Source organism: Nonomuraea sp. NPDC005692 (assembly GCF_040631115.1).
GTDB lineage: Bacteria > Actinomycetota > Actinomycetes > Streptosporangiales > Streptosporangiaceae > Nonomuraea.
The window spans coordinates 94724-106704 of the sequence record NZ_JBEXYU010000021.1; the positions used below are offsets into that span (position 1 = coordinate 94724).

Below are 11981 nucleotides of genomic sequence, written 5' to 3' on the forward strand. Positions count from 1 at the left end.
CGCTAGCTGGTGGCCCGCCAGGCGAGCGAGAGGCCGGTGGCCGCCCGTTCGGTGCGGATCTCCATCATGGTGCCCAGGATGGTGGCATGGTCGGACACGACGGGGACGCCGTCCGGCGTGTACGTGATCCGGGTGCTGACCAGCACGGCGCTGCCCTCGGGCTCGTGCAGGCGGCGCGCGGCGGCGGCGTCGAGCAGGCCGGGCCCGACCACCTCCGAGGCGCGGGCGACCGCCACCCCCGCGTCGGCGAGCGCCGCGTAGAGGGAGACGGCGGTGAAGTCGCGGTCGCGGATCTGGTCGGCCACCGGCCTGCGCACCCAGGACACCTGATGGACGGCGGGCCGCCCGGCGAACTCCCGCACCCGCTCCAGCCGCAGGGCCGTGTCGCCGGGACGCAGCCGCAGCTCCGCGGCGATGCGGTCGGGCGCCCGGCGCATCGCCCGCCCGGCCACCACGGTCCGCACGTCATGGCCCTGTTCCCGCAGGTCGTCGGCCAGGCTGCGGAGCGAGCCGAGCTGGTAGGCCAGGTGGGGCGGGGCCACGTACGTGCCCTTGCCGGGCTGCTGCACGATCAGGTGCTCGTCGCTGAGCTCACGCAACGCCTGGCGCAGCGTCATGAGGGTGACCCCGTAGGAGGCGCTCAGCTCCCGTTGCGGAGGAAGCGCCTCGCCGGGGGCGTAGTGGCCCGACCGGATCTTCGCGGCGAGGTCGGCGGCGATGGCGCGGTATCTCGCCTCGTGCCCGGCGTCGGGGGTCATCGTGGTGCGTCACTCCTGGTCGAGGGCCTTCCGCAGGGTCGCGACGAAGGCCCGCAGGTCGTCCGGCCCGGCTCCGTCGAGCACCCGCCGCATGACCGCGGCGCCGACCACCACTCCGTCGGCGTGCCGGCCGGCCTCCCGCGCCTGGTCAGGCGTGGAAATGCCAAATCCTAGCAAGATCGGCCGGTCGGTGCTGCGCCTGAGCCGCGCGGTGAGCTCCGCCGCCGAGGCGGCCAGGGTGGTCCGCTCGCCGGTGGTGCCCATCAGCGACACCGCGTAGACGAATCCGCGGCTGCGGCGCGCGATCTCGGCCAGCCTCGGCTCCGGCGTCGCCGGTGAGGCCAGCAGGACCAGGTCGATCCCGGCGGCGGCGGCCACGTCCGCCAGCTCGTCCGCCTCGTGCACCGGCAGGTCGGGCACGATCAGGCCGTCGACGCCGGCCCGCCGGAGCGCCGCGCAGAACGCCTCGGGACCGTCGTGCAGCACGAGGTTGTAGTAGGTGCTGGCGACCAGCGGCACGCCCACGTCCCCGGCCGCGGCCAGGTCTGCCAGGATCCGGCGGGTGCTCGCCCCCCGGGCCAGCGCCGCCTGGCTGGCCTGCTGGACGGTGACGCCGTCCAGCGTGGGGTCGGAGAAGGGCAAGCCGACCTCGACGGCGTCCGCGCCGGCCGCGGCGAACGCCCGTAGGTAGCGCGTCCAGCCGGGCGTGACGCCGCCGGTGATGTACGGCATGAGCAGGGCGCGGCCGGTGTCCCGGCGGGCGCGCAGGTGGCGCTCGACCGCGCCGGGGGTCAGGATGTCGGTCACAGCAGCTCCTTCAGGGTGGAGACGTCCTTGTCGCCCCGGCCCGACAGCGTCATCAGGACGGTCGATCCGGCGGGCAGCTCGCCGCCGGCCGCGCGGATCACCCAGGCCAGGGCGTGCGCCGATTCGAGCGCCGGGACGATGCCCTCGGTGCGCGCCAGCCGCAGCGCCGCGGCCACGGCCTCCTCGTCGGTCACCGTGACGTACCGGGCCCGGCCCAGTTCGCGCAGGTGGGCGTGCTCGGGGCCGACGCCCGGGTAGTCGAGCCCGGCGGCGACGGAGTGGGCCTCGACGATCTGGCCGTCGTCGTCCTGGAGGAACAACGAGCGGCAGCCGTGCAGGACGCCGAGCCGGCCGCGGGCCGCCCCGGCGCCGCCCTCGGCCTCGACGCCGACGAAGCGCGCCGTGGTGTCGGCGAAGCCGGCGAACGTGCCGGCCGCGTTGGAGCCGCCGCCGACGCACGCGACGACGTGGTCCGGCACGCCGGTCGGCTGGCCGGCCGCGAACTGGGCGCGGGCCTCGTCGCCGATGACCCGCTGGAACTCCCTGACCATCCACGGGTAGGGGTCCGGCCCGATGACCGAGCCGACGCAGTAGTGGGTGTCGCCGGTGACGCCGACCCAGTGCCGCATGGCCTCGCTGGTGGCGTCCTTGAGCGTGCGGCTGCCCGTGGTGACCGGGACCACCTCGGCGCCCAGCATGCGCATGCGGAAGACGTTCAGGCCCTGCCGTTCGATGTCGCGCTCGCCCATGAAGACGGTGGCCTCCAGCCCGAGCAGCGCGGCGGCGGTCGCGGTGGCCACGCCGTGCTGGCCCGCTCCCGTCTCGGCGATCAGCCTGCGCCGTCCCATCCGCCTGGCGAGCAGCGCCTGGCCCAGCACGTTGTTGATCTTGTGGGAGCCGGTGTGGGTGAGGTCCTCGCGCTTGAGGAGGAGGTGCACGCCCAGCTCCCGCGACAGGCGGCGGGCCGGGGTCAGGGGGGTCGGCCGTCCGGCGTGCAGGGCGAGCAGTTCGGCCAGCTCGCCGCGGAAGCCCGGGTCGGCCCACGCCTGCCGGAACGCCTCGTCCACCTCGCGGCACGCCTCCACCAGGGACTCCGGCGCGTACCGGCCGCCGTACTCGCCGAACCGGCCGCGGGCTCCCGGCTCGCCCATCAGCCCGGCCGCCGGGACGGGCTCGCGCAGTGGCGTCGCTTCTCGCATCCTGCTCACCTCGTTCTATAACTCTACCGAGAGTTCTATAACAGTGAGTGTGGCACGGCGACGCCGGCCGCGCCACCCCGGCCCCGACTACGTCGCGCGGAAAAGGGAATCTGGCACTGTCGAGCCGAGGAGATCGGGATGACCACTGAGCAGCACAGCGAGGACGTGCGTCACGCGTGGGTGGACGACGTTCCCGTGGCATGGATCGAGCCGACCACCGGCTCCGGCGGCGCCACCGTGGCGTTGTGGCTCCCGCACCTGGGCGGCAGCACGCAAGCCTGCCTGCCCGCCATGCGCGAGCTGGCCGGACAGGGCATGATCGCCGTCAGCCTCGACCCGTGGCGGCACGGCCGGCGCGGCGGCGAGAGCCCGCCGCAGCTGACCGAGCGCGTCCTGGGCGACTTCCGGCAGGAGATGTGGCCGCTGCTGGGGCGTACGACGGTGGAGTGCGCCCGGGTCCTGGACTGGGCGGCCGCGGAGCTCGGCGCGGGGCCCGGCGCGGTCGCGGGCGGGGTGTCGATGGGCGGCGACTGCGCGGTGGCGCTGGCCGGCATGGACCACCGGGTACGCAGAGTGGCGGCCGTCGCGGCCACCGCCGACTGGACCCGGCCGGGCATGTGCGCGCTGGACGATCCGGCCCGCCTCCTGCCGCAGGGGCACGCGGGCCGCCATGCCCAGTGGTGGTTCGACCGGCTGAACCCGCTCACCAACATCGGCGCCTACGCCCACGGACCGGCCATCGCCTTCGAGTGCGGCGCCGACGACAGCCATGTGCCGCCCCAGGGCGCGCTGCGCTTCCGCGAGACGATCGAGCACGTCTACCCGCGGCACGCCGGCCGGATCAGGGTGACCGTGCACCCCGGAACGGGCCACCTGGACGCCGCCCGCAACCCGGAACTGACGCGCCGGTGCCTGGCCTGGCTCGCTCAGCCCGACAGGCGGCCGTAGCCGACCCGGTGCCGGTGTCTCACGCCGGATCGGCGTCGGGGGCGGCGTCGGGGGCGGCGCCGAGGAGGCGGGCGGCGAGGGCGCGGACGTGCCGGACGAGCTCGGGCGGCTCGTGCACCTCGAACGACACGCCGAGCTGCGCGACCCACATCGCCAGCTCGTCCAGCGAGTTCGACCCGGCGGACAGGACGCAGGAGCCGTCGCCGGCCGGCTCGACCACCGCCATGGTCGGCGGCATCCGGGCGGCGACGACGTCCGCCGGAGCCTGCAGCGTGAACCGCCCCTGGTAGCGGTAGGGATCGACCGAGATCCGCTCGGAGACGTAACGCACGAGGTCGGCCGCGGGCGGCTCCCGGGGCGTGAATCGCGGGCCGTTGGGGGTGTGCAGCCGCAGCCGGTCGACGCGGAACGTGCGCCAGTCCGCCCGGCCGGTGTCCCAGGCCAGCAGGTACCAGCGGCGACCCGAGTTGACCAGCCGGTACGGCTCCGCGGTACGGCGATCCCCGACGCCGTCGTGGGAGCGGTAGTCGAACCGCAGGCTCTCCCGCCGGCGGACCGCCGCGGCGATCGCCGTGAGCGCGGCCGGGTCCACCGCCTCCGCCGCCCCCGCCAGCGGGACCGTCACCGAACGCAGGTCGCCGACGCGGTGCCGGAGCCGGGCCGGCAGCACCTGTTCGAGCTTGGCCAGCGCCCGGACCGAGGTCTCCTGGATGCCGGTCACGCCGGAGACCGCCGCCGTGCCGAGCCCGATGGCGACCGCGACCGCCTCCTCGTCGTCGAGCAGCAGCGGCGGCAGCCCGGCCCCGGCGCCGAGCCGGTATCCGGCCGTGCCAGGGGTGGCGTCCACGACGTAGCCGAGCTCGCGCAGCCGGTCGACGTCGCGGCGGACCGTGCGGGGCGAGACGCCGAGCCGTTCGGCCAGCTCGCCGCCCGACCACTCCCTGGGGGTCTGCAACAACGACAACAGGCGCAACAACCGCGCGGACGTCTCCAGCACGCCGTCCATCCTAGGACCGGAACTGACCTAACCCCTGCCTACAGTCATGAACATGAACGACGACCCGCGCATCCACCCGTTCCGCATCGACATCCCGCAGGCCCAGCTGGACGACCTGCGCGCCCGGCTGGCGGCGACCCGCTGGCCGGACGAACTGCCCGGTGTCGGCTGGTCCTACGGCGTCCCGGTGGGCTATGCGAAGAAGCTGGCCGAGTACTGGCGCACCTCGTTCGACTGGCGGGCCGCCGAGCGGCGGCTGAACGCCTTCGAGCAGTTCACCACCCCCATCGACGGGCAGAACGTGCACTTCCTGCACGTCCGCTCCCCCGAGCCCGGCGCGCTGCCGCTGATCGTCACGCACGGCTGGCCGGGCTCGGTCGCCGAGTTCATGAACGTCATCGGCCCGCTCACCGACCCGGCGGCGCACGGCGGCGACCCGGCCGACGCCTTCCACGTCGTCGCCCCCTCGATCCCCGGCTTCGGCTTCTCCGGCCCCACCACCGAGCCCGGCTGGGACCTGGAGCGGGTCGCGCGGGCCTGGGCCGAGCTGATGGACCGCCTCGGCTACCACCGGTACGGCTCGCAGGGCGGCGACAGCGGCTCGGTGATCTCGCCGATGCTCGGCCGCGCAGCGCCCCGGAACGTCGTCGGCGTGCACGTCAACGGCGCGCTCGGGTTCCCCAGCGGCGACCCGGCCGAGCTCCGGGGGCTCACCCCCGCCGAGCTCGCCCGCCTCGGCCAGTACCAGGACCAGGACCGGGCCGGTTACGCGATCATCCAGGCGACCCGGCCGCAGACCCTCGCGTTCGGGCTGCACGACTCCCCCGCCGCGCAACTGGCGTGGATCGTGGAGAAGTTCAAGGAATGGACCGACCCCGCCCACGAGCTGCCCGAGGACGCGGTGGACCTCGACCAGTTGCTCACCGACGTGAGCGTCTACTGGTTCACCGGGACCGCCGCCTCCTCCGCCCGCCTCTACAAGGAGGGCCAGAAGGGCTGGGGCGCGGTGGCCGAGTACTCCGGGGTGCCGCACGGCGTCGCCGTCTTCCCCGGGGACGCCGGGGTGCGCCGGATCGCCGAGCGCGAGCACCACGTCGTGCACTGGTCGCAGTTCGACCGCGGCGGCCACTTCGCCGCCATGGAGGCCCCCGACCTGCTCGTCGAGGACGTCAGGACCTTCTTCCGCCCCCTCCGCTGACTTCCCGGGCCGCGCGCGGGCCGCCGCCGGTCGTCAGCCCAGGTCGGCGTCGTGCACGACGATGGCCGCCTGCACCCGGTTGGCCAGGCCCAGCTTGGCCAGCACCCGGCTGACGTGCGCCTTCACCGTGGCCTCCGTCAGCCTGAGCTCCCGCCCGATCTCGGCGTTCGACAGGCCGCGGGCCACGGCTCTGATCACGTCCTCCTCCCTGGCCGTCAGCGCCGCGAGCCGCCTGCGCGCCGACTCGGCACGGGAGGGCGCCTTGTCGACGAACGAGCCGATCAGCCGTTTGGTGACGGTGGGGGACAACATGGCCTGGCCCGCCGCGACCGTCCGGACGGCGGCGGCCAGGTCACGCGGCGGGGTGTCCTTGAGCAGGAAGCCCACCGCGCCGAGCCGGAGCGCCTCGTGCACGTACTCGTCCAGGTCGAACGTGGTGAGCATGATCAACTTGGGCGCGTCGGGGGCGGCCAGGACGCGGGCGGCGGCGGTCAGGCCGTCGGTGCCGGGCATGCGCACGTCCATCAGGACCACCTCGGGCCGCAGCCGGGCCACCGCGGCCACGGCCCCGTCGCCGTCGGCCGCCTCGCCGACCACCACGATCTCGCCCGCCGCCTCCAGGATCATCCGCAACCCCGACCTGACCAGCGCCTCGTCATCGACGACCAGGACGCGGATCATGCGGCGGGGATCCCGGCCAGCACCTGGAAGCCGCCCTCGTCCCAGGGGCCCGCCTCCAGCCGGCCGCCGGCCAGCTCGACGCGTTCGCGCAGCCCGACCAGCCCCCAGCCCGAGCCGGGCAGGTCGCCGTCCGCCACCGCGGAGGACCGGTTCCGGACCAGCACCTCCAGCTCGGCGGGGCGGTACCGGACGAAGACGTCGGTCTCGGCGTCGCCCGCGTGTTTGTGCACGTTGGTCAGCGCCTCCTGGACCACCCGGTAGGCGGTGCGCTCCGCGGTGGGCGGCAGCGGGCGGGGGCGCCCCTCGTCGTGCCGGTTGACCACGATGCCCAGGGCACGGGACTGGTCGAGCAGGCGGTCGAGGTCGGCCAGCGTGGGCTGCGGGCCGCGTACCGGATCGGGCGAGCGCAGCACGCCCAGCACCTCCCGCAGGTTCGTCAGCGCCTCCCTGCCCACGCCGCCGATCAGCGCGGCGGCCTCGGCCGTACGGGCGTCGGGGGCGTTGACCTCCAGCGCGCCGGCGTGCAGGACCATCAAGGACACCCGGTGGGCGACCACGTCGTGCATCTCCCGCGCGATGCGCGCCCGCTCCTGGTCGCGTGCCTGGTCGGCGCGGAGAACCTGCTCGCGCAGCAACTGCTCGGCCTGCTCGCGCATCGCGTCGAGCACCTGCCGCCGGGCCCGCACCCACAGGCCGGCGACCAGCGGCAGTCCGAGCATCGCGCCGCCCATCAGCAGCACGTTGACGGCGGTGCCCGCGACCAGCGCGCGATACCCCTCGTTCCAGGACGACACCAGCCCCGCGAGCGCGAACAGCCCGACCGCGCCGCCGACGTAGAGCCACAGCTCGCGACGGCGCAGCCGCGTGCCCGCGTAGTAGGAGGCCACCACCGCGGCGGGCCACATCACCAGCCAGACGTGGGCCACGGCGCCCACCACGACGAGCGGCCACAACCACCGCCGCCCGAGTGACGCGGCCACCCCGCAGCACGCCGCGACCGCCACGAGCACCGGCAGGGGCAGTGCCGACCGCACGCCCACCGAACCGGTCACCGATGCCATGGACAGCAGGAGAACCGTCGTGCCGAGCGCCCACGGCGTGATCCGTTCGGCGATCCTCGAGGTCCGGTCGGTCATGGCCAGAGGCTACAAGGCCCGGCGGGACACCCATCCCCTACGAAAGTCGCGGATGGCCTGTGACTTTCGCCGGGGACGCTTCCGCGTGGGGCCACGGCACGGTGGAGCGCGTGAACAAGATCCTGGTCGCGAGTACCCTCGCGCTCGCCGTCTCCCTGACCACTCCGTACCCCGCCCAAGCCGCGCCCGTGACCGCGCTGCCCGCGCCGACCGGCCCGTACCCGATCGGCAAGGTGGACCTGCACCTGGTCGACCGCAGCCGCCCCGACCCCTGGGTGGCCGGCCGCGACGTACGCGAGCTGATGGTCTCCATCTGGTACCCGGCCCGCAGGGGAACGAGCAGGCCCGCGCCGTACCTCACGCCGAAGGAGTCGGAACTGGTCCTCAAGGGCGTGCCGCAGCTCAGGGACATCCCCTCCGACACGCTCGCCAGGACCAGGACGCACGCCCGCGCAGAGGCCCCCGCGGTCGGACGGAAGGGCGGATGGCCCCTGGTGGTCCTGTCACCGGGCATGACGCTGCCCCGCGCGACGATGACCTCGCTGGCCGAGGAGTTCGCCACCCGCGGCTACCTGGTGGCGGCGATCGAGCACACCTACGAGTCGGTCGCCACGACCTTCCCCGACGGCCGGACCGTCACCTTCGAGGCCGGCAAGGCCGGTCAGACCCCCGAGACGGGCGCGAAGGTGGCCCGGGTCAGGGCCGCCGACACCGAGTTCGTCCTCGACGAGCTGGGCAGGAGCAGGCGCTGGAACGCGCTGATCGACGAGAGCCGCATCGCGATGGTCGGGCACTCGGTCGGCGGCCAGAGCGCCGCGCAGCTGCTGCCCGCCTCCCGGCGGATCAAGGCGGCGGTCAACCTCGACGGCACCTACCACCCGAAGACCCCCGCCCAGCCGCTGGACAAGCCCTTCATGATGATCGGCAACCCCCGTCACCAGCCGGAATTCGGCGGCCCCGACGGCTCGTGGGACACGTTCTGGCCGCACGTGACCGGCGACTGGAAGCGGTGGCTGACCGTGACGGGGGCCGAGCACATGAGCTTCATCGACTACGCGGTGCTCCAGCCGCAGCTCGGCCTGCCCAAGACCCCGATCGACGGCGAACGCGCCATCGCGATCACCCGCAGGTACGTCACCGCCTTCTTGGACCTGCACCTCAGGAACAAGCCCGCCCCCGCACTGGACAGGCCGTCCCCGGACTGGCCCGAGGTGCGCTTCTGGTGACCACGGCCTGAGCTCCGCTCCTGGTGAAGTGCGCGGGTCAGTCGGCCGGCGTCGCGCTCGGTTCGGGTTCGAGGGCTCGTTGTGCGAGTTCGGCGGCGACCGCTCGTTCCCGTAGCAGGGCGGCCTCGGCTCGGGCGGCGTCCAGTTCGGCCCGTACGTCGGCCAGCCGCATGCGCTCCAGCCGCAACTCCCCCAGCAGCTCGTCGCGTTCCTTGACCGCCGCCGCGGCCCGTACCTTCTCACGGGCGTGTTGTCTGCGCTCCTTGGCCAGCGCCGCGGCCGCGTCCTCCTCGGCCGCCGCCAGCTTCCGGGCCAGGTCGCCCGCCTCGGTCGCGGCCTGGGCGGCCTCCCGTTGCGCGACGGCCCGGTCCCGTTCGGCCTCGGCGGCCGCGCGTTCGGCGCGTTCGGCCCGCTCAACGGCTCGTTCCCGCTCCTGCGCGGCCGCCTCCTCCCTGGCCGTGGCCGCGATCACCGCCCGCTCGGCCAGCTCGCGCGCCCGCCCGGCCGCCGCCGCCTCGTCCCGGGCGCGCTCCCTCTCCTCCCGCGCCCGGTCCGCCTCCAGCCCGGCCTGTACGGCCTGCGCCCGCGCCTCCTCGGCCAGCTCCTCGGCCGCCTCCGCCTGCTCGGCCAGCTCCTGGACGACCTGATCCCGGGTCTGCTCGGTCAGCTCCGCCTGGCGCGAGGCCTCCTTCACCCGCCGCTCGGCCTGCTCGGCCCGCCGGACCGCCTTCTCGGCGGTCTGCAACGCCTGCCGTTCGGTGCTGGACGCCTCGCGCAACGCGGCCAGGGCCTGCTCGCGGGCGCGTTCGGCGTCCTGCAGCGCGGTCTCGCGCTCGTTCTCGGCCTCCTCCAGCCGGGCTCGCATCTCGGCGGTCTGCCGGCGCGCGTGCTCGGTGGCCTCACGGGCCAGGCGTACCTGCTCGAAGGCCTGCTCACGTTCGGTGCGGGCGATCGCCACACGCGTGTGCGCCTCGGCCTGGACGGCGCTCAGCTTGGCCTCGACCCCGGCCGGGCTCAGCTCGTCGGACAGGGCCTTGGCCAGCGGCTCGATGGCCGCCAGGAGCCCGGTCTCCATCCGGTCGTACAACTGCTCGGCCCTGGCCAGCGCGCCTTCCAGCCCGGGCGTGGCTCGGCGCAGCTCGCGTTCCCGCTTGGCCGCCGCCTGGCACCCCTTCTCCGGACAGTACGACTTCGGCCGCCCTCGCCCCGGCCGCTGCTCGACGGGAGCTCCACAATGCTTGCAAGGCGTCACCACGCCGACCTCCGCAGTCACGGCGACACCCTAGCATTTTCTAATTTCTGGAAATTCAAATCCAGAAATTGACCATGCGCATGGACATCGGGACGGAGTCCCCCTGCACCGACACACGCGAGCGGCAGAACCTCGTCACCGCAGGTCAGCGCGCTGCCCGCATGATCGGACGGGCAGGGCGCTGACCCCGCGGCGCCGCATCCGGCCCACCAGACGGGCGTGCAGCGCCTCCGGCGTGTCGGCGACGATGCCCCCGGGCACAGTCGCAATGGGGTGGACGACCGTCCTCGTCGCGTCTCTGTTGATCGCCAGAATGCCGTGCAGCACCGACAGTTCGTTCGTGTCCCCCGCCGTGCCGGGCCGAGCACCTGCTCCACGTTCCCGCGCTCACCCGCAGGACGATGACCTGCTCGTACGACGCGCGCACCGCCCTGATCAGGCCCGGCACCACCCGGTGCGCACGGACGGGCAGCGGGTCACGGTGTACGGCGCCGTGCAGTGCCTTGACGGCGAGCAGTTCGGCGGCCGGCCCCACCGGCACGACACGAACGAACGACCGCCGCCGGCGCAGACAACGCACGGTCACCGCGTGTGGGTCATGGCCGCGTTTCCGTGCCGTCGCCCGGGACGATCAAGGAGACGGGGCTGAGCTTCGGGGCGAGCCCGCCCGACGATCAAGTCCCGGCTCGGGTCGGATCGCCGAGCGCCTCAACCTCGTCGACACCGACCCCTCGCCCCCGGGGGCCGACGTTGTGCAGCGGCCGCCACGGGAACCGACGCGTGGAGCGGCTGAAACGGGGTCCGACGGCGTGGAGCGGCTGGGGCGGGGGCGTCCGGGAGGCGTCGGCCGAGCTGGACACGCCCCGCCGAACGCCTGGCGGTCGACGCCGAGCTGAGCCGCCCACGGCGACTCGAACCGCCCCTCGATCACGATGCCGTCCACCAGGCATATCCCGAGCTTCGGGCCAGCCTGCTGTGACGTCGCTCACAAGCTGTCACAGCCATGGAGGGGGTTCCGTCTTAGAGCGCATGACGAACACGGAACGCACCTCAGCGCTGATCACCGGAGCCAACAAGGGCCTCGGCCTCGAAGCCGCCCGCCGCCTCGGCGCACTCGGCTGGACGATCTTCCTCGGCTCCCGCGACGAGGGCCGCGGACAGGCCGCCGCCGCCCGGCTGGCCGAGGACGGCATCGACGTGACCATGATCCCCCTGGACGTGACCTCCGACGCGTCGGTGAGCGAGGCCGTGCGGCTCGTCCGCGAGCACACCGACCACCTGGACGTGCTGATCAACAACGCCGGCGCGCCGGGGAACGTCGTCCCGCCCGCGGACGCCACGGCCGGCGAGATCCACGCGGTCTACGACACCAACGTCTACGGCCCGGTCAGGGTCACCCATGCCTTCCTGCCCCTCCTCCAGGCCGCCGAGCACCCCCGGGTGGTGATGGTGTCCAGCGGCGGCGGCTCCTTCGCCGTCGTCACCGATCCGGACCAGCCCATCTCGAAGATGCACGAGCTCGCCTACAGCTCCTCCAAGGCGGCCCTGAACATGATCACCGTCCGGTACGCCCAGGCGCTGCCGCACATCAAGTTCAACGTCGCCACCCCCGGCGAGACCGCCAACCGCAGGTTCGCCGCGACCGACATGAACCACCACACCGGCCTGCTGACGGTCACCGAGGGCACCGACTCGATCGTCGAGCTCGCGACCCTGGGCCCCGACGGCCCGACCGGCGTCTTCGTCGACCGCCTCGGCCCGATCGCGTGGTGACCTCCG

At 74.0% G+C, this 11981-nt stretch carries 11 protein-coding genes; 4 read left to right on the forward strand and 7 right to left on the reverse strand.

Going from position 1 to position 11981, the window contains the following annotated elements; genetic code table 11:
* Window positions 1-2: 2 nt before the first annotated feature.
* From ABZ459_RS33830 to trpB, 3 genes are read right to left on the reverse strand one after another with little or no spacing between them, the layout of a single operon-like run.
* The gene (locus ABZ459_RS33830) at window positions 3-758 is read right to left on the reverse strand and encodes a GntR family transcriptional regulator (protein ID WP_357979113.1); all 756 of its coding nucleotides are present in this window, start codon (window positions 756-758) and stop codon (window positions 3-5) included.
* A 9-nt stretch (window positions 759-767) separates the two neighbouring features.
* The gene (gene trpA, locus ABZ459_RS33835; RefSeq protein WP_357979115.1) at window positions 768-1565 is read right to left on the reverse strand and encodes a tryptophan synthase subunit alpha; all 798 of its coding nucleotides are present in this window, start codon (window positions 1563-1565) and stop codon (window positions 768-770) included.
* Entirely contained in the window at window positions 1562-2764 is a 1203-nt protein-coding gene (gene trpB, locus ABZ459_RS33840; RefSeq protein ID WP_357979117.1) for a tryptophan synthase subunit beta, read from the reverse strand. Before trpB ends, trpA begins: the two co-directional genes overlap by 4 nt.
* A 138-nt stretch (window positions 2765-2902) precedes the next feature.
* Here trpB and ABZ459_RS33845 point away from each other — a divergent pair, with 138 nt between their 5' ends.
* Window positions 2903-3712, forward strand: coding sequence for a prolyl oligopeptidase family serine peptidase (locus ABZ459_RS33845; protein ID WP_357979119.1), 810 nt, complete (start codon window positions 2903-2905; stop codon window positions 3710-3712).
* 19 nt (window positions 3713-3731) lie between these two features.
* Here the strand turns inward: ABZ459_RS33845 and ABZ459_RS33850 are convergent, their stop codons facing one another.
* Window positions 3732-4709 (reverse strand): WYL domain-containing protein, encoded by a 978-nt coding sequence (locus tag ABZ459_RS33850; protein WP_357979121.1) that lies wholly within the window; start codon window positions 4707-4709, stop codon window positions 3732-3734.
* A 52-nt stretch (window positions 4710-4761) separates the two neighbouring features.
* Between ABZ459_RS33850 and ABZ459_RS33855 the strand changes: the two genes are divergently transcribed.
* Window positions 4762-5907, forward strand: a complete 1146-nt coding sequence (locus tag ABZ459_RS33855; protein WP_357979123.1) for an epoxide hydrolase family protein — start codon at window positions 4762-4764, stop codon at window positions 5905-5907.
* 33 nt (window positions 5908-5940) lie between these two features.
* Here ABZ459_RS33855 and ABZ459_RS33860 read toward each other — a convergent pair whose 3' ends face one another.
* Window positions 5941-6588 carry a response regulator transcription factor gene (locus ABZ459_RS33860; protein WP_357979125.1) on the reverse strand — a complete coding sequence of 216 codons (648 nt, stop codon included), beginning with the start codon at window positions 6586-6588 and terminating at the stop codon, window positions 5941-5943.
* A complete protein-coding gene (locus ABZ459_RS33865) occupies window positions 6585-7724 on the reverse strand; it encodes a histidine kinase (protein WP_357979127.1) in 1140 nt (379 codons plus the stop codon). Before ABZ459_RS33865 ends, ABZ459_RS33860 begins: the two co-directional genes overlap by 4 nt.
* Window positions 7725-7834: 110 nt before the next feature.
* Between ABZ459_RS33865 and ABZ459_RS33870 the strand changes: the two genes are divergently transcribed.
* Window positions 7835-8950: an alpha/beta hydrolase gene (locus tag ABZ459_RS33870; RefSeq protein ID WP_357979129.1), complete on the forward strand. Its 1116-nt coding sequence runs from the start codon at window positions 7835-7837 to the stop codon at window positions 8948-8950.
* Between the two features lie 37 nt (window positions 8951-8987).
* Here ABZ459_RS33870 and ABZ459_RS33875 read toward each other — a convergent pair whose 3' ends face one another.
* Window positions 8988-10223 carry a hypothetical protein gene (locus ABZ459_RS33875; RefSeq protein ID WP_357979131.1) on the reverse strand — a complete coding sequence of 412 codons (1236 nt, stop codon included), beginning with the start codon at window positions 10221-10223 and terminating at the stop codon, window positions 8988-8990.
* Window positions 10224-11231: 1008 nt separating this feature from the next.
* On the opposite strand from ABZ459_RS33875, the gene ABZ459_RS33880 reads away from it, so the two are divergent.
* Window positions 11232-11975, forward strand: coding sequence for an SDR family NAD(P)-dependent oxidoreductase (locus tag ABZ459_RS33880; protein WP_357979132.1), 744 nt, complete (start codon window positions 11232-11234; stop codon window positions 11973-11975).
* The last annotated feature ends 6 nt before the right edge of the window (window positions 11976-11981 follow it).